Origin of the sequence: Mesoplasma tabanidae (assembly GCF_002804025.1) — a bacterium.
GTDB lineage: Bacteria > Bacillota_I > Bacilli_A > Mycoplasmatales > Mycoplasmataceae > Mesoplasma > Mesoplasma tabanidae.
Map to the genome: position 1 here is coordinate 37,224 of NZ_CP024969.1, position 23,483 is coordinate 60,706.

23 protein-coding genes and 3 riboswitches are annotated in these 23,483 nt (G+C 29.0%); of the genes, 21 read left to right on the plus strand and 2 right to left on the minus strand.

Features of this window, described 5'->3' with window-relative positions:
* Window positions 1-9 precede the first annotated feature (9 nt).
* A riboswitch (nucleoside riboswitch) is annotated at window positions 10-72 on the plus strand.
* Between the two features lie 129 nt (window positions 73-201).
* The 6 genes from MTABA_RS00135 to MTABA_RS00160 all read left to right on the plus strand — a co-directional run bounded on the left by MTABA_RS00135 (window position 202) and on the right by MTABA_RS00160 (window position 6,348).
* On the plus strand, window positions 202-519 hold the full coding sequence (locus MTABA_RS00135) for a DUF1904 family protein (protein WP_100679202.1): 318 nt from the start codon (window positions 202-204) through the stop codon (window positions 517-519).
* A 2-nt stretch (window positions 520-521) separates the two neighbouring features.
* Window positions 522-1,499, plus strand: coding sequence for a tRNA dihydrouridine synthase DusB (gene dusB, locus MTABA_RS00140; RefSeq protein ID WP_100679203.1), 978 nt, complete (start codon window positions 522-524; stop codon window positions 1,497-1,499).
* Between the two features lies 1 nt (window position 1,500).
* Window positions 1,501-3,000 carry a lysine--tRNA ligase gene (gene lysS / locus MTABA_RS00145; protein WP_100679204.1) on the plus strand — a complete coding sequence of 500 codons (1,500 nt, stop codon included), beginning with the start codon at window positions 1,501-1,503 and terminating at the stop codon, window positions 2,998-3,000.
* Between the two features lie 88 nt (window positions 3,001-3,088).
* Window positions 3,089-3,185, plus strand: a riboswitch (purine riboswitch).
* Window positions 3,186-3,247: 62 nt separating this feature from the next.
* On the plus strand, window positions 3,248-3,778 hold the full coding sequence (locus tag MTABA_RS00150; protein ID WP_100679205.1) for a phosphoribosyltransferase: 531 nt from the start codon (window positions 3,248-3,250) through the stop codon (window positions 3,776-3,778).
* A gap of 8 nt (window positions 3,779-3,786) precedes the next feature.
* Complete coding sequence (locus MTABA_RS00155; RefSeq protein ID WP_100679206.1) at window positions 3,787-5,253, plus strand: NCS2 family permease; 1,467 nt, start codon at window positions 3,787-3,789, stop codon at window positions 5,251-5,253.
* 129 nt (window positions 5,254-5,382) lie between these two features.
* Window positions 5,383-6,348: an IS30 family transposase gene (locus tag MTABA_RS00160; protein ID WP_100679207.1), complete on the plus strand. Its 966-nt coding sequence runs from the start codon at window positions 5,383-5,385 to the stop codon at window positions 6,346-6,348.
* 51 nt (window positions 6,349-6,399) lie between these two features.
* Here the strand turns inward: MTABA_RS00160 and MTABA_RS00165 are convergent, their stop codons facing one another.
* A complete protein-coding gene (locus MTABA_RS00165; protein ID WP_100679208.1) occupies window positions 6,400-7,068 on the minus strand; it encodes an energy-coupled thiamine transporter ThiT in 669 nt (222 codons plus the stop codon).
* Window positions 7,069-7,096: 28 nt separating this feature from the next.
* Window positions 7,097-7,185, minus strand: a riboswitch (TPP riboswitch).
* Window positions 7,186-7,285: 100 nt separating this feature from the next.
* On the opposite strand from MTABA_RS00165, the gene metG reads away from it, so the two are divergent.
* The 10 genes from metG (at window position 7,286) to MTABA_RS00215 (ending at window position 19,641) form a co-directional block, all read left to right on the plus strand.
* On the plus strand, window positions 7,286-8,815 hold the full coding sequence (gene metG, locus MTABA_RS00170) for a methionine--tRNA ligase (RefSeq protein WP_100679209.1): 1,530 nt from the start codon (window positions 7,286-7,288) through the stop codon (window positions 8,813-8,815).
* Window positions 8,816-9,011: 196 nt separating this feature from the next.
* Window positions 9,012-10,370, plus strand: a complete 1,359-nt coding sequence (locus tag MTABA_RS00175; protein WP_100679210.1) for an FAD-dependent oxidoreductase — start codon at window positions 9,012-9,014, stop codon at window positions 10,368-10,370.
* A complete protein-coding gene (gene lplA, locus MTABA_RS00180; protein WP_100679211.1) occupies window positions 10,371-11,375 on the plus strand; it encodes a lipoate--protein ligase in 1,005 nt (334 codons plus the stop codon).
* A gap of 13 nt (window positions 11,376-11,388) precedes the next feature.
* Window positions 11,389-12,501, plus strand: coding sequence for a pyruvate dehydrogenase (acetyl-transferring) E1 component subunit alpha (pdhA, locus tag MTABA_RS00185; RefSeq protein WP_100679212.1), 1,113 nt, complete (start codon window positions 11,389-11,391; stop codon window positions 12,499-12,501).
* On the plus strand, window positions 12,501-13,490 hold the full coding sequence (locus tag MTABA_RS00190) for an alpha-ketoacid dehydrogenase subunit beta (RefSeq protein ID WP_100679213.1): 990 nt from the start codon (window positions 12,501-12,503) through the stop codon (window positions 13,488-13,490). Before pdhA ends, MTABA_RS00190 begins: the two co-directional genes overlap by 1 nt.
* A 20-nt stretch (window positions 13,491-13,510) precedes the next feature.
* The gene (locus tag MTABA_RS00195; protein ID WP_100679214.1) at window positions 13,511-14,782 is read left to right on the plus strand and encodes a dihydrolipoamide acetyltransferase family protein; all 1,272 of its coding nucleotides are present in this window, start codon (window positions 13,511-13,513) and stop codon (window positions 14,780-14,782) included.
* A 15-nt stretch (window positions 14,783-14,797) separates the two neighbouring features.
* Window positions 14,798-16,606 (plus strand): dihydrolipoyl dehydrogenase, encoded by a 1,809-nt coding sequence (gene lpdA / locus MTABA_RS00200; RefSeq protein ID WP_100679215.1) that lies wholly within the window; start codon window positions 14,798-14,800, stop codon window positions 16,604-16,606.
* Window position 16,607: 1 nt separating this feature from the next.
* On the plus strand, window positions 16,608-17,576 hold the full coding sequence (pta, locus tag MTABA_RS00205) for a phosphate acetyltransferase (protein ID WP_100679216.1): 969 nt from the start codon (window positions 16,608-16,610) through the stop codon (window positions 17,574-17,576).
* Window position 17,577: 1 nt separating this feature from the next.
* On the plus strand, window positions 17,578-18,768 hold the full coding sequence (locus MTABA_RS00210; RefSeq protein ID WP_100679217.1) for an acetate kinase: 1,191 nt from the start codon (window positions 17,578-17,580) through the stop codon (window positions 18,766-18,768).
* A gap of 72 nt (window positions 18,769-18,840) precedes the next feature.
* Entirely contained in the window at window positions 18,841-19,641 is an 801-nt protein-coding gene (locus MTABA_RS00215; RefSeq protein ID WP_100679218.1) for a pyrroline-5-carboxylate reductase family protein, read from the plus strand.
* A 27-nt stretch (window positions 19,642-19,668) separates the two neighbouring features.
* Here the strand turns inward: MTABA_RS00215 and MTABA_RS00220 are convergent, their stop codons facing one another.
* On the minus strand, window positions 19,669-20,268 hold the full coding sequence (locus MTABA_RS00220) for an FMN-dependent NADH-azoreductase (RefSeq protein ID WP_100679219.1): 600 nt from the start codon (window positions 20,266-20,268) through the stop codon (window positions 19,669-19,671).
* A gap of 86 nt (window positions 20,269-20,354) precedes the next feature.
* Between MTABA_RS00220 and MTABA_RS00225 the strand changes: the two genes are divergently transcribed.
* The 5 genes from MTABA_RS00225 (at window position 20,355) to MTABA_RS00245 (ending at window position 23,196) form a co-directional block, all read left to right on the plus strand.
* Window positions 20,355-21,155, plus strand: coding sequence for a TatD family hydrolase (locus MTABA_RS00225; protein WP_100679220.1), 801 nt, complete (start codon window positions 20,355-20,357; stop codon window positions 21,153-21,155).
* 44 nt (window positions 21,156-21,199) lie between these two features.
* Window positions 21,200-21,991, plus strand: a complete 792-nt coding sequence (locus tag MTABA_RS00230; protein ID WP_100679221.1) for a TatD family hydrolase — start codon at window positions 21,200-21,202, stop codon at window positions 21,989-21,991.
* A 68-nt stretch (window positions 21,992-22,059) separates the two neighbouring features.
* Entirely contained in the window at window positions 22,060-22,380 is a 321-nt protein-coding gene (locus MTABA_RS00235; RefSeq protein WP_100679222.1) for a hypothetical protein, read from the plus strand.
* Window positions 22,340-22,828, plus strand: a complete 489-nt coding sequence (locus MTABA_RS00240) for a hypothetical protein (protein ID WP_100679223.1) — start codon at window positions 22,340-22,342, stop codon at window positions 22,826-22,828. Before MTABA_RS00235 ends, MTABA_RS00240 begins: the two co-directional genes overlap by 41 nt.
* A gap of 80 nt (window positions 22,829-22,908) precedes the next feature.
* Window positions 22,909-23,196 (plus strand): integrase core domain-containing protein, encoded by a 288-nt coding sequence (locus tag MTABA_RS00245; RefSeq protein ID WP_100679224.1) that lies wholly within the window; start codon window positions 22,909-22,911, stop codon window positions 23,194-23,196.
* Window positions 23,197-23,483 lie beyond the last annotated feature (287 nt).

Here is a 23,483-nt window from a genome sequence, read left to right on the forward strand (position 1 = left end):
ATTAAATAAACTTATACAGGGTAGCATAATGGGCTACTGACCTGCATTGGGACCTATTTCAAGATTGTAAGAAAATTATCAAAGGATTCATTCATAGTAATGAATCCTTTTACTTTCTAAACTTTTAGTAATAATATGTTTAATAATCTTTGTTGTTAGAAATATATTTTGTTAAAATAAATAAAAGAAAAGAGTGATTTTATGCCAATCTTAAAATTTAATGGAATATCTGAAGAACAAATAAAAGAGTATTCAAAAAAAATAAATGAGCTTGTTGATTTAATTGTTGCAAAGCCAGAAGCTATTTTGATGATAAACAATGACAAAAATATTTATGTAGCTGAAAATACAAATAAGAGAATTTATGTTGAAGTTGATTGATTAGCAAGACCAGAAGAAGCTAGAGTAGCACTAGTTAAACACTTAACAGATTTTTTTGGTGGGCAAGGAATCACAGTTTCTGCTAAGTTTACAGAAATTAATAAAGATTTATATGTAAATAATAATAGAATGGGTTAATAATGAAAATAGGAAATATTGAAATAAAAGGAAAATTAGTTCAAGGACCAATGGCGGGTGTTTCTAACCCGCCCTTCAGACTAATATCAAAGTTAAAAGGTGCTGATCTAGTTTGTGCAGAAATGGTTTCTGTTGAAGGAATGACACATAATAATAAAAAAACTTTTAGTATGTTAACTGTTGAAAAACAAGAACACCCAATGAGCATGCAAATTTTTGGTAATGATGTTGAATCATTTATCGTTGCGACTAAGTGAATTGATGAAAATGTTGATTGTGACATTATTGATTTAAATATTGGTTGTCCAGCACCGAAGGTTGCAGTTAGATCAGCAAGTGGATCAAGTTTATTAAAAACGCCAGAATTAATTTATGACATTGTAAAGGCTGTTGTAGAAAATACAAAAAAACCAGTAACAGCAAAAATTAGATTAGGTTGAGATAAAGAAAGCGTTAATGCAGTTGAAGTGTCTAAGTTAATTGAAAAAGCAGGGGCTAGTGGAATTACTGTTCATGGTAGAACAAGAAGCGAATTTTATTCAGGACATGCTGATTGAGAAAAAATAAAAGAGGTTAAAGAAGCTGTAAATATTCCAGTTATTGGTAATGGTGATGTTATTGATGGACCAAGTGCGAAAGCAATGCTGGATTTAACTGGTTGTGATGGAGTTATGATTTCAAGAGGGTGCCAAGGTAATCCTTGAATATTTAGCGAAATTGCTCATTATTTGGAAACTGGTGAAGAATTACCTAAGCCAAGTTTTGAAGAATGAAAAGAAACAGTATTAAAGCATGCTAAAATGTTAATAGATTATAAGCATGACCAAGGTAGTGCAATTAGAGAATTTAGAAAGCACTTAACTTGATATTTTGCGGTATTACCAAAAACAGAAACTTTAAATCAGTTAAAAGAAGAAGCAAATAAAATTAATACATTTAATGATTTAGAAGAAATTATAGAAAAGTATAAAGAGGTATAAAATGTCAGAAAGAAAATTTAGTGAACAAGAATTAGTTCGTAGAGTTAAACTTAAAAAATTAATTGAAAATAATTCTAATCCTTATGAAGTAAGCAAATATGTAAGAACTCACTCATTGAAACAATTGCTTGATTTATACAATAGTTATGAAAAAGATGAGTTATCAACTTTAAAACAACCAGAAATTAGTATTGCAGGAAGAATTAAACTTTACCGTGAAGCTGGAAACAAAGCAGCATTTTTAAATATTGAAGATCAAGATTCAGATATTCAAATTTATGTAAGGCAAGACGAAATTGGTGATGCAGCATTTGCTAACTTCAGAGAATTAGACCTTGGAGATATTGTTGGATTTAAAGGAATCATGATGAAAACAAACCATGGTGAACTTTCATTAAGAGCGAAAGAATATGCTTTATTATCTAAAGCATTAAGACCTTTACCTGACAAACATGCTGGGATTCAGGACATTGAGGAAAAATACAGAAGAAGATATGTTGACTTAATTACTAATCCAGAATCAAAAAGAGTATTCCAAGCTAGAACTAAAATTATTAGAACTATGCAACAAATTCTTGATGAAAAAGGTTACATGGAAGTTGAAACACCAATTTTACATAGCGTAAAAGGTGGGGCTGCTGCTAAACCATTTATTACACATTATAATGCACTTGATGTCGATGTATATTTGAGAATCGCAACTGAACTACATTTAAAAAGATTAATTGTTGGTGGATTTGATGGAGTTTATGAAATTGGAAGAATCTTTAGAAATGAAGGAATGAGTACAAGACACAACCCTGAGTTTACTTCTTTAGAATTGTATGTTGCCTATGAAGATATGTTTTTTTTAATGGATTTAACAGAAGAAGTATTTAGAAAATGTAATTCAGCAGTTAATGATTCACCAATTATTGAATATGGTGGACATAAATTAGACTTATCAAAACCATTTAAACGCTTACACATGGTTGACGGAATTAAGCAAGTAACTGGAGTTGATTTTTGAAAAGAAATGTCAGTTAATGAAGCTTTAGAATTAGCAAAAAAACATAATGTGTATGTTGAAAAACATAATTATACAGTTGGACACATTATTAACTTGTTCTATGAAGAATTTGTTGAAGCTACAATAATTGAACCAACATTTATCTATGGTCACCCTAAAGAAATATCACCATTATCAAAATCAAATGCTAAAGACCCAAGATTTACAGATCGCTTTGAATTGTTTATTGTTGGAAGAGAATATGCAAATGCATTTAGCGAACTAAATGATCCAATTGATCAATATGAAAGATTTAATGAGCAAATCAAAGAAGCTGCTGCTGGAAACGATGAAGCAACTGAAATGGATATTGATTTTATTGAAGCATTAGAGCATGCAATGCCTCCAACTGCGGGTATTGGATTTGGAATTGATAGACTTGTTATGTTATTAACAAATTCTGAATCAATCAAAGATGTATTGCTATTTCCACAATTAAAACCAAGAGATTAGTATGCTATAAGTTATAAAATAAAAAACATTTTAAAAATAATTGTATTTAACTTTTTATTTTTTAATATTAATTTTTTATGTATAATTTATATATGTAATTAACAGTATTTGTATAAACCAATATAATGGATTGGTGTCTCTACGACTAAACCTATTTAGTCTCTATAAGTTACTGTTTAAACTTATTTGGATCTTAAATCCCAATTCTGTTAATTACACCTAGGTAAATTTATCGAAGGGGTTTATAATGGAATTTAAACACAATTTAAAATTATTAATTTCTAGAGAAGAAATTGCAAAAAAAGTTGCAGAATATGGCGCTATTTATAATGAAAAATATAAAGGAAAAACACTTTCTTTAGTAACAATTTTGAATGGCTCTGTATTCTTTTTTGCCGATTTTGCAAGAATGTTAGAAATGCCGATAAAAATGGATACAATAACCGCGTCAAGTTATTCAGGAACTAAATCAAATAGAGAATTAGTTTTTCATAAAAAAATAACAAAACCCATTATTGAAAACCAACACGTTTTAATTATTGAAGATATTATTGATTCAGGCTTAACTTTAGAAAAAGTTTATGAATATATTTTATCTTTAAAGCCAAAGTCTTTAGAAATATTAACTTTAGCATCAAAAAAATCTAACCATAAAAATTTTAAATATAAGTATACATCATTATTTGAGGTTCCCGATATATATGTTTTAGGTTATGGTTTCGAAATTGATGACCTTTATAGACAACTTCCAGAAATTTATACTTTAGAGGAAGAATAGGGTTTAGAATGAAAAGATCAAGAACTGATGATTTTAAAGTTAAAGATAAAAAACTTAATTATTTAAAATCAACAAATGTAATTGCTAAATATTTTAACTTTAGTAATTTAAATACAACATTCAAAAAAGAAATCATAGGTGGTATAAGTACTTTCCTTTCAATGATGTACATTTTATCAGTAGAGCCAGCAATATTAGGAAGTGCACCAAGCATTAATGGAAATGGCACAATGGACAGCAATGGTGTGTTTTTAGCAACAGCTCTAGTTGCAGCTATTGCAACGATTGTTATGGGTATGAGCGCAAATGTTCCTATTGCACTAGCACCAAGTATGGGCTTAAATGCGCTTTTTGCGTTTAATATAGCTAAAACAGGAAAAATTGGGTATGAAGGTGCATTAATTGCAGCAATGATTTCATCAATAATTTTCTGCATTATATCTATAACAAAATTGAGAGCATTAATGATTAATGCTCTACCACATTCACTACACTTGATTATTGGTGTGTCAATTGGGTTTTTTATTGCTTATGTAGGTATATCAAATATAGGTTTTGTTTCAAAAACAGATTCTAATTTACCAATAGCGGATTTATCAAATTTTAAATTAAACTATCCAGGAATGATAATTGGTTCAATTGTTTTATTTGGTTCAATTATATTATTTTATAAAAAATTCTTTGCTCCAGTTGCGGTCATGATGATTGGAGGATTTATTGTTGCATTGATTTTAGCAAATACAGTTGATAATGAAGCAATAAAACATTCATTAGGAAATGCTAAATGATCTGATAGTGAATGAAACTTTGGACATTTATTTAACGGATTTGCTTCGAATATCAAAAATTCATTTTCAGAAATTGGTAATTCAGAAATTTGAAATAAGCCCACAATGTATGTTTCAATTTTTGTTTTAGTAATTTTAAATTTCTTTGATGCAACAGGTACTTTAACTTCAATAAACATTGAATTAAATAAAGCTGTTGGAGAAGACAAACAAATACCTCAAAAAGCTTTAATAATTGATGCTGGGGCAACAATTATAGGATCAGGCTTAGGGGTATCTCATATGGCATGTTATAGTGAAAGTTGTGTAGGTATTTCTCAAGGTGCAAGATCAGGCTTTGCAAACATTATAACTGGGTCATTATTCTTACTAAGCATTCCTTTATTCCCGTTATTCAAAATGATGCCAAATTGTATTTCTGGGGCAGCAACTGCTTTTATAGGAACTATAATGATATCTTCAATTACAGAAATAGAGTGAAAAAAACCAGAAATTGGAGTATCAGCATTTTTTAGTATTTTATTTATGGTTATAACTTACAATATTGCTAATGGTATTGCTGTTGGAATAATTGCATATACAGTCACATCTATAGGAGTAGGAAAAACAAAAGAAGTAAAACCTGTAATTTGAGCATTAGATGTTTTATTCATACTATACTTTATTGCAACTGCATTTATTCAATAAAAAATCAGCTCAGCTGTACGAATTAAAATTGGAACTGCAACACTTATGAGAAAATAATCTCATAGGCATTGCAGTTTTTTTGATACAAAAAAGCAACCCCTTGACCGACTAAAGCCCAAAGGAGTTACCATGAATAATTATAAACAAATATCTTTAAAAGAAAGAACATTAATTGAATATCTATTAAATGTTCAAAATAAATCAGTTTCTTTCATAGCTAAAGAACTAAATAGAAATAGATCAACGATTTACAGAGAAATCAAAAGAAATAAAGCAGCTGTAATTTATAAAGCTAAAGATGCGCAATTTACTAGAGACATTAATAACACCTTATCTCATCAAAATGAAATAAATAAATATAAGGAATTCTTAAGATTTCTTTATGCAAATTTTAATCCAAAAAGCTTTAGTATTGATGTTTGCGTTTTTAAGGCCAAAGAACTTGGAATCAAAACCCCAACAACTCAAACTGTTTACAATTGAATTAAAAATAAACAAATAAAAATAAAATCAAAAGACTTGCTTAGACCTAGGTTTTGATGAAAAAAGTCTAGTAAATATAAGAAATATCTATGAGAAATTTCAAAAATGAACTCTATTCCAATTACTTATAGACCTAAAAATATTAATAAAAGAAAAGAAGTAGGTCATTTTGAAATAGATTTAGTTGTGGGTTCAGGTAACACTTCAAAAGCAATAATTACACTTGTCGAAAGAGTTACCCGAAAGGGTTTTGCAATTAAACTAGAAAATAAAACTATGAAACATACAAATGAAAAATTAAAAGAATTAATTGGAAAAGAAAATTTAAATATTAAATCTATCACTAAAGATAACGGTATGGAATTTAATCTTTTACATGAAGTCACACAAGAATTAAGCGTGCCACTTTATACATGTAATACGTATGCTTCTTGTGAAAAAGGCACTAATGAAAACTTTAATGGATTAATCAGAAGATATTTACCTAAGAAAACTAATTTTACAAATTTAACAGATGATAATATAATTGAAATATTAAATGAAATAAATAAAATGCCTCGTAAAATTCTGAACTACAAATCAGCTCAGGAATTTTATGAGACATTCGGTTAGAAGTGTTGCACTTCCAATTTTAATTTATACAGCTCAGCTGATTTTTTGCTTTTAGTAAATGTTTTTTGCAACAGGATAAATAGTGTAACAAACAACAGGTATTGTTGCTAAATAGATTGCTCAGTCAAAAACTGAATTTACACTATTAACACTCATTGAAAATATTCAAACATTTTGATTTTTTTCAACAGCACCAGCAGAGTAGAATAAAACTCCTGCAAAAGTTTTTGATCAAAATCCTAACAATGCATAAATTGAAATAATAAGAATTCAAACACCCGTTCACTTAAATCAATCATTTTTTTCTTTAAATCATAAATTAAATCTTTCAGTTTTAGACATCATTAATTTGCTTTTTTTAGAAACTTTAACTTTTTTGCTTTTAAACTCTCTTGGTAAAAAAATACTGCAGATTGCTACTAAAAGTAAAGGGATTCAATAATCAAATACATATGCTAATGGAATACCAGCATCTGCATTAGTTGGAAGAAAAAAACCAATAATTCCCCCAAGTATTGCAACAATTAATGTTCTAAGTCAATCAGTATAAGCTGCTAAAACAAATATAGGAATTAATTTTATGTTTAGCGACAAATAAAACTGAGTAAAAGAATAAGCAGTCATTAAATTTAAAATTAAATATAAAGCTAACATTAATCCCATTACAACAATGTCTTTAGTATTTATCCTTTTAACTCGTAAATAAAAATATCTTTTCATGTAAAAAACCTCCTACATAAAAAGACAGAAAAAATATTTTAGGACTTCCTACGCTAGTATTAACTAGATCAGGTTCTAAGAGTATTTCTCAAGCTTTCGCTACCTCTGCCTTCTTACAAGTTAATAGTATCATTTAAATAAAATAAAAAGCAATTTTATTTAACTATGTTTTTGGTAAAATTATAATTAATTAAGATTATAGAAAGAGGTATCATATATGCCTAAAAAATTTTATGTAACAACACCAATATATTATCCAAGTGGTAACTTGCACATTGGTCATGCCTACACTACAACACTTGCAGATATTTTAAAAAGATATAAAGACATGCAAGGTTATGAAACATTCTTTTTAACAGGAAGCGATGAACATGGTCAAAAAATAGAACAAAAAGCTAATGAAGCTGGACTTTCACCAATGGAATATCTTGAAGAAAAAGTTGAAAGCTTTAAAATACTTTGAAAAGCTTTAAAAATTGATTATTCAAAATTTATAAGAACTACTGATTCATATCATGAAGAGACTGTGCAAAAAATATTTACTATATTGCTAGATCAAGGATATATTTATGAAGGAAACTATGAAGGGCTTTATTGTGTAAGTTGTGAAGAATTCTTAAACGCTGATCAAATTGATGAAAATAATATGTGTAAGATTTCTAATACAAAATTAGAGTTAGTTAAAGAAGAAACTTATTTTTTGAAAACGTCATTATTTCAAAAGTTTATGGAAAATGAAGTTTTAGCTAGTGAATTTCTTATTCCTGCGTACAGAAGAAATGAAATGTTAAATTCATTTGTTAAACCAGAACTTAAAGATCTATCAGTAACAAGAACTTCATTTTCATGAGGGATCCCAATTAGTCAAAACCCAAAGCATGTTGTTTATGTTTGACTAGATGCGCTTACAAACTATATAACTGCTTTAGGATATTTACAAAGTGATGATTCTAATTTTAAAAAATTCTGAAAAGATGAAAACACTGAAATTTTACAATTAGCAGGAAAAGAAATTATTCGTTTTCACTCAATCTATTGACCAATAATTTTAAAATCTTTAAATCTACGTCAACCAACACATTTACTAGGACATGGATGAATTTTAAGCAAAGATACAAAAATGAGCAAATCATTGGGAAATGTAATTGACCCAATTGAAATGATTAATAATTACGGAGCTGATGCACTAAGATTTTATATAGGTTATGAATTACCAACAGAAAAAGACGGTAACTTTACTGATGAGTTGTTTATCGAATCATTTAATGCACACTTGGCAAATAATATAGGTAATTTAATATCAAGAACTAACCAAATGATCACAAAATATTTTGATGGATTTGTGGATATGACAAATATTCATTATGATAAAGAACTAACAGAAAAAGGTATTCAAACAGTTAGTGAATATATTAAAAACATGGATGAATATAAAATTAGTGATGCAATTAGAAATATTTTAGACTTAGGGAACGCATGTAATAAATATATTGAAGAGAAAACACCATGAAATTTAGCAAAGGAAGAAAATTTTTCAGAACTAAAAAATGTTATTGCAACGATTCAAAGAAATATTGCAATTATGACTTATTTATTAAAACCAATTTTAGTTGAGAACTATCAAGATATGATCGAGCAGATAGGTTTAAAAGATGTTGAATTAACATTTGAAAAAATAATTAACTGAAATGAAATTAGTTTTAATAAATTAGGAGATAAAAAAATTATTTTTAAAAGAGTAAATTAATGACTTTAAAGTCATTTTTTTATTACTTAAAGTTCAATGAACTATTTTTTATTTTAATCATTAGAGTATAATAAATATAGGAATATTTTTTATTTTTTTATGTTATTTTTGAAAAATTTTCCATAATTGTAAATATTTACATTAAATATTGGATATTTATTCCAATTTTAAAAGACAAATAAAAGGAGTTATAAATATGAAAGTTATTGTTTTAGGTACTAACCATGCAGGTACAACTGCTGTTAGAACATTAAAAAGACTTAACCCAGAAATTGAAGTTACTACTTATGATAGAAATGATGTTATTTCATTTTTAGGATGTGGTATTGCACTATGGGTTAAAGGTGAAGTTAAAGATCCTAACGGATTATTTTATGCAACACCAGAAATTTTAGAAGCAGAAGGAATCAATGTGAAAATGAAACATGAATGAGTTTCAATTGATGCTGATAAAAAAACTGTTCTAATTAAAAATTTAGAAACAGGTGAAACATTTGAAGATAACTACGATAAAGTTATTGTTGCAACAGGTACATGACCTTTATTACCATCAATCCCAGGATTAGATTTAAAAGGTGTACAAATTTGTAAGAACTACGACCATGCTAAAAAAATTCAACAAGCTAATTTAGATGATTCAATCAAAAAAGTTACTGTTGTAGGAGCTGGATATATCGGAGTAGAATTAGTTGATGCTTTCGTGGCTCACGGAAAAGAAGTTACATTAGTTGACTTTGCTGACAGAATTATGCCAGTTTACTATGATGCTGAATTTACAAAACACGTTGAAGAAAGAATGGAAAAAGCTGGAGTTAAATTAGCTTTAAGCCAAGGAGTTAAAGAATTCAAAGGTGTTAATGGAAAAGTTACACATGTTGTTACTGATAAAGAAGAAATTGCAGCTGATTATGTAATATTCTCAGTTGGAGTAGTTGCTCAAACTAAACAATTAGAAGGTGTTGTTGATTTAAATGACAGAAAAGCAATTTTAACAAATGAATACTGTCAATCATCAAACCCAGATATTTATGCAATTGGTGACTGTTCAACAGTTTTCAACAAAGCATTAAACATGGAAATGCCAATTCAATTAGCAACAACTGCAGTTAGAACTGGTATTCTTGCAGCAGCAAATATTGTTAATGGAAATAAATTAGCATCACCAGGTTTCACAGGAGCAAATGGTATTGAAGTATTTGGTTTCAAAATGGCTTCAGCTGGTGTAAGTGAAACAAGTGCTAAAAAAATGGGATTAGATTATGAAGCAATTTTATTATCTGATTCAGATCGTCCAGAATTTATGTCAACTTATAAAGAAGCTTGAATTAAATTAGTATGAGACAAAAAAACAAGAAAAATTATTGGAGCTCAAGTAGCTAGTGAAAATAATCATACAGAAATTATGTACATGCTTTCATTAGGAATTCAAAAAGAATTAACTATTGATGAGTTACCATTAGTTGATATATTCTTCTTACCTCACTTCAACAAACCATATAACTTTGTTACATTAGCAGGTTTAGAAGTTTTAGGATTAAACTACTTTAAAAAATAAATGATTAATCTACTTATTTCAAAATCACATGATCCAGCTTATAACCTAGCTGTTGAAGAGTATTTAACATATCACTATCAAGCAAAAGATCCTATTTTGTTCATTTGACAAAATAGTAATACAATTGTTGTTGGTAGAAATCAAAATACTTATGCTGAAATTAACATTGCTGAAGCAATAAAAGATGAAGTAAAAATTATAAGAAGAAATACAGGTGGGGGAACAGTTTTCCAAGATATGGGAAATGTATGTTATTCACTAATTGTCAATAATGATAAAGACTCTCAATCTAACTTTGAAATTGCACTACAACCAATTATTCAATATTTAAGAAGTGAAGGTTTAAATGCTAATTTCTCAGGAAGAAATGATATTGAAATTGATGGATATAAAATATCAGGAAATGCACAATTAAAAACATCAAATAAAATTCTTCAACATGGTACACTATTGTTTAATGTTGAATTACCAAGAATTTTAAAATACTTGAATGTTGATCCTGAAAAAATTAAACATCAAAAAGTTAAATCAAAACCAGCAAGAGTTGCTAATATAAAAGCACTTTTAGAAGGTATCAATAAAACTATTGAACTAATTGATTTTATTAATAATGTTATTAATAGCTACACTAAAAATGAAGAAACTAAATGAATTGAATTCAATGATGTTGATCAAGCAATTATTCATAAATGCTTTGAAGAAAAATATCAATCTCGTGATTGAACATTTGCGAAGAATGAGGATTTTGAAATTAGTAACAAAAAATATTTAGAATCAAAAGGTTTAACAGAAATTAAAATTAACGTTGATAAAGGAAAAATCAAAAATATTAAAATTTATGGTGACTTTTTAGGTTACATTGGAACTGAAGCATTAGAATTTGCATTATTAAATGTAGATTATGATTATCATTCAGTTAAAGATGTATTAAATAAATTTGCTTTAAAAGAAATATTTGGTGATAACTTTGAAGCAGAAGACATTTTGAATTTAATATTCAATTAAGAAAGGTATAAATATGAAATATATAGGAAAATTTGATCCTCAAAAAGATGAAATAGTTCGTGTAATGGACAAAGATGGTAAAATCATTAATCCAAAATTAGTTCCATCAATTTCTGATGAAGAATTAATTAAAGCATACTCAATTATGAATCTTTCAAGAAGACAAGATGATTACCAAAATAAAATGCAAAGACAAGGAAGATTGTTATCTTTCTTAAGTTCAACAGGACAAGAAGCTTGTGAAGTTGCTTATACAATGGTTATTGATCCAAAAAACGATTTCTTTGTTTCAGGATATAGAAATAATGCAGCTTGATTAACAATGGGCCAAACAGTTAGAAACATTATGTTATATTGAGCTGGAAATGAAGCTGGAGCAAAAGCACCAGAAGGTGTTAATTCATTACCACCAAACATCATTATTGGTTCACAATACTCTCAAGCAACAGGTATTGCTTTTGCAGAAAAATACCAAGGTAAAAAAGGTGTTGCAGTTACTACAACTGGAGATGGTGGAATGAGTGAAGGTGAAACTTATGAAGCGATGAACTTTGCTAAGTTACATGAATTACCAGTTGTATTCGTTTGTGAAAATAATAAGTGAGCTATTTCAACTCCAACTGTTCAACAAACAAAATCACTAAATATTGCAGTTAAAGCAATTGCAACAGGGACTCCATCAATTAAAGTTGATGGGAATGATTTCTTAGCAAGTTATGCTGTAGCAAAAGAAGCAGTTGAATTTGCAAGAAGTGGAAATGGTCCAGTATTAATTGAATTTGATACATATAGACTTGGAGCCCACTCTTCATCAGATGCACCAGATGTTTACCGTCCAAAAGGTGAATTTGAGGATAGAGTTCCTTATGAACCATTAATAAGATTAAAAGCTTATATGATTCAAAAAGGAATTTGAAGTGAAGAAAAACAAACAACCTTAAATGATGAACAAGATAAACATATTGCGGCAGAATTTGCTTGAGTAGAACAAAACAAAAACTACCCAGTCGAAGATATATTCAATTACCAATATGCTGAATTAACAAATGATTTAAAAGATCAATTAGCAGAAGCAAAAGAATTCTTTGCTAAATACCCAGAAACTAAAGACGGAGGACACCACTAATGGCAGTTATTAATAATATTAAAGCAGTTACAGAAGCACTTGACATTGCAATGGACCGTGATAAAAACGTTGTTGTTTTCGGTGAAGACGTTGGTTTAGAAGGTGGAGTTTTCAGAGCTACTCAAGGACTGCAACAAAAATACGGAATTGAAAGAAGTTTCAATGCTCCAATTTCAGAAGCAATGTTTGCTGGTGTTGGATTAGGGATGGCAATGAATGGTATGAAACCTGTTGTTGAATTGCAATTCCAAGGACTAGGATTACCAGCGTTACAAAACGTTATTGCTAATATTTCACGTATGAGAAATAGAAGTCGTGGTAAATGAACAGCACCTATGGTTATTAGAATGCCAATGGGTGGAGGAATTAGAGCCCTAGAACATCACTCAGAAGCTTTAGAAGCTATCTTTGCACATATCCCGGGTATTAAAACAGTTATGCCTTCAACACCTTATGACACAAAAGGTTTATTACTAGCAGCAATTGAATCACCAGATCCAGTTATTGTTTTAGAACCAACTAAGTTATATCGTGCATTCAAACAAGAAGTACCAGAAGGATACTATACAGTTCCAATTGGTGAAGCTTACAAAATCCAAGAAGGAAGTGATTTAACAATTGTCACTTATGGAGCACAAACAGTTGACTGTATGAAAGCTGTTGAAATGATTAAATCATCTCATCCATCTGCATCAATTGAATTAATTGATTTACGTTCAATTCAACCATGAGATAAAAAAATGGTTATTGAATCAGTTAAAAAAACAGGGAGATTATTAGTAGTTAGTGAAGCAGTTAGATCATTTGGTGTACCTGCAGAAATTATTACAACAGTTAATGAAAATTGTTTTGATTCATTAAAAGCACCTTTAGCAAGATGTACTGGATATGATGTTGTTATTCCTTATGACAGAGGGGAAGGATTCCACCAAGTGAACCCACAGAAAGTTGTAGAAGCAATTAAAAAAGTGCTTGACTACAAATTTTAGTAGAGAGGAATTAGAATAATATGTTTAAAGTAAAATTTGCTGATATTGGAGAAGGACTTACTGAAGGAAAAGTAGCAGAGGTTCTTGTTAAAATGGGACAAGAAATAAAAGAAGGAGATGCTTTATTCTTTGTTGAAACAGATAAAGTTAACTCTGAAATTCCAGCACCTGTTGGTGGAAAGATTGCAAACATTTTAATTTCTGAAGGACAAGAAATAAAAGTCGGAGACGTAGTTATTGAAATCGATGATGGATCTGGATTAGCTGAAGTAACACCTGTTGCTGAAGTTAAAACTAAAAGTGAACCAATTGAAGAAAATGCTTCAGTTGTAGGTTCAACACCAGTTTCAAATGACGTTATTGCATCAAGAGCAACAACAAATGATGCAGTTGTGATTTCAAATAGTGGAGTTAAAGCAACACCACTAGCAAGAAAAATTGCAGCAGATAAAAAAATTGATTTATCAACAATTAAAGGAACAGGCCCACATGGAAGAATTTTAGTATCAGACTTAGGTTCAGCATCTGTTGCTGCTTCAAGCACAAGTTCAGTTCCTAAAGCAGCTATGAAATCTATTGTTGATATAGATGCACCATTATCATGAGATTCAATTCCAATGAATGGAATCAGAAAAGCAACTGTTAAAGCAATGGTTAAATCTCATTCAGAAAACGCAGCATTTACAGGAATGAAAAATATTAATATTACTCCAACATATGACATGCGTGCAATGTTGAAAGATGGATGTGAATCAAAAGGAATTAAACTAACTTACTTAGCATTCATCGTAAAGGCAGCTGCTAAAGTATTAGAAGAAATGCCAAATATTAATGTTCGTATAGATGCTGAAAATAATGCAATCTTACAAGTACACAATATCAATATAGGTATTGCTGTTGATACTGAAAAAGGATTAATGGTTCCTGTTATTAAAGGAGCTAATCATTTATCAATATTTGAAATTGCAAGCAAAATTGGTGAGTTAGCTAAAAAAGCTAGAGATGGTAAATTAGCAATGAATGAAATGAAAGATGCAACTTTCACAGTTTCAAACTTTGGATCAGTTGGTCTAGATTACGCTACACCAATTATTAATTCGCCTGAATCAGCTATTTTAGGAGTAGGAACAATGACAAAAACACCTATTTTTGTAAAAGATGAAATTAAAGCGGGTTGAATCATGCCATTCTCAATGACATGTGATCATAGAATAATTGATGGTGGGGATGCCGGAAGATTCTTAATGAAAATAGAAAATTATTTAAGTAATCCAGCATTACTGTTAATGTAAAAGAGGAGAAGCAAAATGTTTAAAGTAAAATTTGCTGATATTGGAGAAGGACTTACTGAAGGAAAAGTAGCAGAGGTTCTTGTTAAATTAGGGCAAGAAATAAAAGAAGGAGATGCTTTATTTTTTGTTGAAACAGATAAAGTTAACTCTGAAATTCCAGCACCTGTTGGTGGAAAGGTTGCTAAAGTCTTAATTTCTGAAGGACAAGAAATTAAGGTTGGAGATGTAGTTATTGAAATTGATGATGGAAGTGTTACATTTGAAGCAGCACCAGCTGCTGAAGACGAAAACGCAAGTGTTGTAGGTTCAACACCTGTATCAAATGATTTAATTCCAAGTAGAGGACCAGCACCAACTCAATCAGTTGCTGCGCAAGCTTCACCTGCACCAGTTGCAACAAAACATACAGACATTGAAGAAAGCTTTGATGTTATTGTTATAGGAGCTGGTATTGGTGGTTATGTTTCAGCTATTAAAACAGCTCAATTAGGATTAAAAACTTTAATTATTGAAAAACAATACTATGGTGGTGTTTGTTTAAATGTTGGATGTATACCAACAAAATCATTACTAAGAACAGCTAAGGTTTTTGAAGATATAGTTCATAAAGCAGCAAACTTAGGAATTGATATGAAAACAAAAGATACTCCAAGCATTAATTGAGATAAAGCACTTGAACGTAAAGATGGTGTTGTTAACAAATTAACTGGTGGAGTTAAAGTATTACTAACTAAAAATGGTGTAAAACAAATTATTGGTGAAGCATCAGCATTAGATAAAAATACAATTTCTGTAAATGGTAAAAAATATCACTGTGATAATCTAATTATTGCTAGTGGATCAGTTCCAAACGAATTACCATTACCAGGATTTGCAGAAGGAAGAGACAGCGGTTTCTTAATTGATTCAACAAAAATTCTTTCATTACCAAAAATACCAAAAACATTAACTGTTATTGGTGGAGGGGTTATTGGAATTGAATTTGGTTGTTTATTCGCAGCTTTAGGAACAAAAGTTACAGTTATTGAAGGAGCACCAAAAATTCTTCCAATGTTAGATCAAGATGTTACAGCACTAATGACAAAAACATTAAAAGAAAAATACAAAATTGAAATATTTACTAACGCAAAAGTTAAAGAAGTTAAAGGTAAATCAGTTGTATTTGAAATTGATGGTAAAGAACAAACTGTTAAATCAGATTACTGCTTAGAATCAATTGGTAGAAAAACAGTTACAAAAGGATTTGACGGAATAGGTCTAGAACTTTCAGAACGTAAATCAATTCTTGCAAATGATTATGGTGAAACAAACTTAGATGGTGTTTATGCTATTGGTGATGTAACAAGTAAAATCATGTTAGCACACGTTGCTTCTCATGCAGGTATTGTTACAGCAAATAGAATTGCATTAAAAGCAAATAAACCAGGTGCTGAAGATATTAAAATGGATTATTCAAAAATTCCAAGTTGTATTTATTCACACCCAGAAATTGCAATGATTGGAAAAACAGAACAACAATTAAAAGCAGAAGGTGTTGAATACAAAACTTTTAAATTCCCATTTGCTGCAATTGGTAAAGCATTAGCTGATGATGATACAACAGGATTTGTAAAAATTATTTGTGAACCAAAGTATAAAACTTTATTAGGTGCACATATTATTGGAAATAGAGCAACAGACATGATCTCAGAATTCACAACATTAATTGAATGTGAAGGAACTATTACAGAATTAGCAAGAGCGATCCACCCTCACCCAACTATGAGTGAAGCAATTGGTGAAGCAGCTGAAGCATTAGAGTCAGGAAAATCATTAAATCTATAATATGTATTCAGTAGAACAAATTAAAAAAATTCTAGTAGATTCAGATCATAAAAAAACTATTGTATTACCTGAAGGTGAAGAACCTAAAATTCAAGAAGTAGCTAATACACTTGTTAGAGAAAACATTTCTAAAGTTATTATGTTATTTCAAAAAGCCGAATCAATTCCAACAACTTTAGATTCAAAAATTGAAGTTATTGCAATTGATAAAATGGATAAAGAACCTTTAATCCAAAAATTTATGGATTTGAGAAAAGATAAAACTAATTTAGAGCAAGCTACAAAATTAATGGGGCAAGCAAACTATATTGGTGCTATGTTAGTTAAAATGGAAAAAGCTGATTGTATGTTATGTGGAATAACATATACAACTGCTGATACTATTAGACCAGCATTACAAATAATAAAAACATCACCAAATGTTGCATTAGCAGCTAGTGTGTTTATTATGAACAAAGGCGAAGAAAATTATTTCTTCACTGACTGTGCATTAAACTTAAAACCAACAAGTCAACAATTAGCAGATATAGCAAAAATGACAGCTAAGTTTGCTCAATCATTTGATGTAAAAGACCCTGAAGTTGCTTTATTAAGTTATTCAACAGCAGGTTCTGGAGCTGGAGAAGACGTAGTTCGTGTGAAAGAAGCAGTTGAACTATTAGATTCTCAAACTGTTGATTTTAATTATGCTGGAGAAATTCAATTTGATGCAGCATGAGATAAAGAAATTAGAGATAAGAAATTTAAAGATTGTAAGTTATCTAAACAAACACCTGACGTGTTTGTATTCCCTGACATTAACGCAGGAAATATAGGTTACAAAATTGCTCAAAGAATGGGTGGATATGAAGCAATTGGCCCATTTATTCTTGGGTTTAACAAACCTGTTAATGATTTAAGTCGTGGGGCTACATTAACAGATATTATGAATACAGCTATTATTACAATTTATCAAGCATTGGAGGCGTAATATGATTTTAGTAGTTAACGCAGGAAGTAGTTCAATTAAGTTTAGATTATTTAATGATGCAGATAAAAACAATCCAATTGATATTCTTGATGGCTTAGCAGAAAGAATAACTGTTGATGGTGTTGTTTCATTCAAACATGAAGGTAAAAAATATGAGTATGATGTTAAATTACCTAATCACGAAGTGGCAATTAAATTTATTTTAGATAAGTTAATTGAATTGAAAATTATTAGCAATGTTGATGGCATAAATGCTGTGGGATTTAGAGTTGTTCACGGTGGAACAATTAGTAAATCTTCAGTTATTGATAAAAAAGTTTTTGATACTATTAAAGCTGCTGTTAAATTAGCACCTTTACATAATCCAGGAGCTATTACAGCAATTGAAGCTATTAAAAAAGTTATGCCTAAAGCTAAGTTAGTTGCTTGTTTTGATACAGCCTATCATCAAACTTTAGCTGAAGAACAATATTTATATGCGGTTCCATATTCTTGGTATAAAGAACATGGTGTAAGAAAATATGGATTTCACGGAATTAGCTATCAATATATAACTGAAAAAATGGCAGAAGTTTTAAATAAACCTAAAGATCAACTAAATCTTATCGTTTGCCACTTGGGAAACGGTGCAAGTATAACATGTATTAAAAATGGTAAATCATTCGATACAACAATGGGATTAACTCCTCTCGCTGGTGTAATGATGGGTACAAGAAGTGGTGATATTGATCCATCAATTATTGAATACATGTGTAAAGAATTACAAATGGATGTTTCAAAAATAACAAATATATTAAATAAAGAATCTGGCCTATTAGGTTTAAGCGGAAAATCAAGCGATATGCGTGATGTAACTGGAGGGTACTTTAAGGGTGATGAAGATTACACAAGAGCACTTAATAAATACACTCAAGTTGCAGCAGATTATATTATTAGATTTGCAAACTTATTAGGAGACAGTATTGATGGCATTATTTTTACAGCTGGTGTTGGTGAAAATTCAATTCATACAAGACAGTTTATTTTAGAAAAATTGCCTTTATTAAATATTGAAATTGATGCTGAAAAAAATGAAGAAAGCTATAAAGATTATAAGTATATATCTTTACCAGATTCAAAAATAAAAGTTTTAGCTGTTAGAACTAATGAAGAATTAATGATTTGCAAAGATACAATCAACTTAACAAAATAAATTAAAAAGTAACCGATAAGGTTATTTTTTTTAACCTTTTCATTATAATTAATAATAATTAAGAGGTATAAAGTGAAAAAAGTATTATTTATTGGTTTAGGTCATATGGGATCAGCATTAATTAAAGGCATTTTGAAAAATTCAAATAACAATGTAGAAATATTTGGATATGATGCAATAAAAGAAACACAACAAAAAGCAATTAAAAATATGGAAGGTTTAAAATCCTTAAAAAAACTTAGTGAAATTCAAGACAAAAATATTGACTTTATTGTTATTGGAACTAGACCAATTGATGTTGAACCTTTATGTAAAGAAATAGATGAGTTAGATATTAATAAAAAAACCATTATATGTATGGCAAATGCCGTAACAATAGATAATATACAAAACTGCTTTATAAATAATAAAGATGTGGCAGTGATTAGAATGATGCCTAATATGAATGCATCGATACAAAAATCTGTAACAGCACTAGCATCTAAAAATGCATCTATTGAAGTTATGAAATTTGTTACTGAAATGTTTCAACTTTGTGGCTTAGTTGAAAATGTAAGTGAAGATAAGTTTGGAACTTTAACAGCAATTTCAGGATGTTCTCCATCATATGTTATTTCTTTTTTTAAAGCAATGACTGATTATGCAATTAAAAGTGGTTTTGAAAAGGAACAAGCATTTAGAATAATAGAACAAGTGATAATTGGAAGTGCTATGAATGCTTCTAAATCTGAAGTCCCATTAAGAACTGTAGTTGATCAAATTTGTGTTCCAAATGGTTCAACTATTGAAGGACAAAAAATATTAGATAACAAAAACTTTGAACAAATTGTTCAAGAAGCACTTCTTGCAGCAGACAAAAAAGCGACAAATTAATAAAAAAACGGCTTAAACCGTTTTAATTTAAAATTTTTTTGCAGCATCAATTAAATCTTTTGTTATTGTAGAAACAATTTCTTTTGGAGATTGAGTACTTAGTGGTTCAACCTTAACTCCAGCTAATAAAATAGGTTCAGCAACTGTTGCTCCCATGAATTCTCATGTACCTTTTAAGTAAGCTACGTGATCACCCCATGGGTATCAACCCTTAGGTGCGCCTTGAGTTGCAAGAATTTGAACTTTTAATTTATCTAACAAACCAATGCTTGCGCCTTTTGTTGCATATTTATAAGAAAAAGTTTGATTTGCTAATGCTACGTGGTCAATATAATTTTTTAACATTCCAGAAACATGAAAGTTATACATTGGCGCAATAACTAATAGTTTATCAATGTTTTTTAATTGATTAATATATTTCATTCCTTCTTCTTCACTTCAATATGATGAAAATGTTTCAGTTGTTAAAACATTTGTTCCAACAACAATTTTATTTAAATCTAATTCAATAATTTCATCACTCGGATTAACTTTTTTATATTCTTCTAAAAATATTCTTGCCATCTCATGTGAATTTGATTTATCACTCGGTATAACAGAACCATTTATAACTAATAATTTACTCATAAAAATAATCTCCTTTTTGTTATTTTAATTATATCACTAAAAGTTTATAATCAATATTATCAAAACCACTGAGAGGTAACATAAAAATGTTAAAAGACAATAAAATTTTTGATGCACATATTCATTTTAATGATGATTATAAATATACAGAAGAAATGATAGATCCTATGATAAAAGAAGCAATTGAAAACAACATTGAAGGTTTTTTGTGTGCGAGCTTTAATATCGACTCGAGTATAAAGGCTGTAGAGTTATCAAAGAAATATAAAGGAATTGTATTTGCAGGAATAGCTATTCACCCAAACGATGTTTCTAAGACAAATATATCAGTTTTAGAAACATTAGATAAGCTGGCCAGCAATGAAGAAGTCATAGCAATTGGTGAAACAGGTCTTGATTATTTTTATACCAAAGAAGATGCAGACTTGCAAAGACTGTTTTTTAGAAAACATATAGAATTAGCAAAAAAACATAATAAAGTTTTACAAATTCATATTAGAGACCATGTTGAAGTTTTTGAAGCATATGATGATGTTATTGAAATATTAAAAGAAGTAAAATTAAAAAAAGTTATAATACATTGCTTTTCAGCGAATGCTGATTATGCACAAAAATTTATAGATTTAGGTTGTTATATAAATATTGGTGGCGCTGTAACTTTTAAAAATGCAAAAGTACTTCAGGAAGCTGTTCAAACAATACCAATGGAAAGAATTTTAGTAGAAACAGATGCACCATATTTAACACCACACCCATATAGAGGAAAATTAAACGAAGCAAAATATATTAATTTGACTGTAAACAAGATAGCTGAATTGAAAAAAACAACAAGTAATGAAGTTATAAAAATTACAACTCGCAATGCCAAATATATTTTTAATATTTAAAAAGTCTTATAATTAAAGAGTAAGAGAAAAAAGAGGATTACATAATGGCAGGAGTATATGATACACATTGTCACTTAAATGACAATATTTATATTGAAAACGAAATTTCAAGCAGTGAAATGGCATCCGAAGCAAAAAAAAGCGGAGTAGACATTATCAATAATGTTGGGTATGATATAAAATCATCAAAAGTTGCTTTAGTTCAAGCACAAAAAAATAAGCATGTTTGAGCTTTGGTAGGTATACATCCAACACATGCACATTTTTTTACAGATGAAGCATATAATACTTTAGAGATTTTAGCTAATGCAGACAAAGTTGTTGGAATCGGAGAAACTGGTTTAGATTATTCAAGAGGTAGTGAATATAAGAACCAACAAATAAATGGATTTGTAAAACAAGTTAAACTTGCCAAAAAAATGGACTTACCACTAATGCTACATGTAAGGGATATAGAGGGCTCAAATGAAGCTTACCAAGATGTTTTAGCTGTATTAAAAAAAGAAAAATATCACAAAGCAGTTCTACATGCTTTTAATGAAAGTTTGGAAGTTGCTGAAATGTTTATTGATAAAGGTATTTTAATATCAATTAATGGTCAAGTTACTAGAGATAAAAATTTAAAGAAGGTTGTGAAAGATTTACCAATGAATAGTATAGTTGTTGAATCAGATGCACCTTATGACACACCCAAACCATATAATAAAAAAACTAACGCACCAAAATATTTGCCTTTAGTTGTTGAAGCAATAGCAAATATTAAAAAAATGAGTAGATCTGATGTGGCAGAAATAACAAGAGATAATGCTTTTAGGTTATTTTTCCCAAAGAAATAAAAAAACTTAGTTAAGTAAACTGGTAAAAATAAAATCTACATTTCTAAAAAAGAAAGGTAGATTTTTTTATGTCTAAACATTTAACAAAAGAACAATGAATAAATATTATAAAAATAAATGATGAATTAAGTATTAATAAAGCAGCTATAGAGTATTTAAAAATAACCGGAAAAGAGGTTGACCTAAAAGAATTAGTTAGAAGAATTAGAAATAAAAGAATTTTATTAGATAATAAAGTTATGAAAGCACTACAAAGAAAAGCAGGCAGTGGTAGACCGCCAAAAAGAGATGACTCTGATATTCCTTCAATTATTGATGAATTAAATGAAGAACAAAAAAATGAAATAATTGAAGCTTGAATTAAAGAACAAAGAAATAAAAAAAAATAAAAACTCTGTAAAGAAAATTAAGTCATTAAATAATACTTTAAGATCAAAAATTTCTACAATACATAGAACAACTTTTTATATTAGTAAAAAAGAAAGAAATTATAAATTTGACTATTTGAAAAATAAAGTAATTGATATTTTTAATAACAGCAAAGTAATTTATGGAAGCAGAAAAATAGCAGTCATTTTATCTCAAGATGGGCTACATATAAACGATAGAACTTTGAGAAATTACATGATTAGATGAGGTTTAATAACGCTTACATGTAAAAAGAAATGCAAAGCAGAAATTAAAAATACAAAAGTTAAATATAGATATTTAGTCAAAAGAAATTATAATTCTGAATTAGATAATATCGTATCTACAGATGTTTCTTATATACCAGCAACATCAACGCATAACCATTTTATTTATCAGTTGCGATTAGTCACAAAACTAAAAAAATAGAATCATGAAAAATTTCTGAAAATAATGATGTAAAATTAGTTCTTAATACTTTAGATAAGTTAAACAGAAAAGGGTTTATTTTGCATTTTGATCATGGTTTTCAATATTCTTCTTATGAAGTTACTAAAAAAGTAAAAGAAATGAGTTCACAAATATCTATGAGTAGAATTGGAAACTCATTAGATAACAGAGAAGCTGAATATTTCTTTAGTTGTTTAAAGGGCGAATACTTAAATAGAATAAATACTCAAAAAATGAAATTAAAAGAAATTTATAAACACATACAATGATATATAAGTTGATACAATAATCATAAAATACAGAAAGTTTTAAATTTAAAAACGCCAGCCTGAGCTAGCGTTAATTAATTATTTAAACTGCAGATTTAATTTTTCCCAGTTTAAAGACTAAGTTTTTTTATTAATCGCAAGAGCACTCGCTCATTGTGCAATTACAGTCTTTACAAGTACAACCATCTTTAGTGCAGTCTGCACAGTTGCATGCTTTACAAGTACATTTATTATCTGTCATATTTCAACCTCCAAGGAATCGATCCTTAATTTTATAATATCACTTATTTATAATTATGTATATAAATTATGTATATAAATTATGTATATAAAAAATTCTTTTTAATATATAATATTTAAAAAGA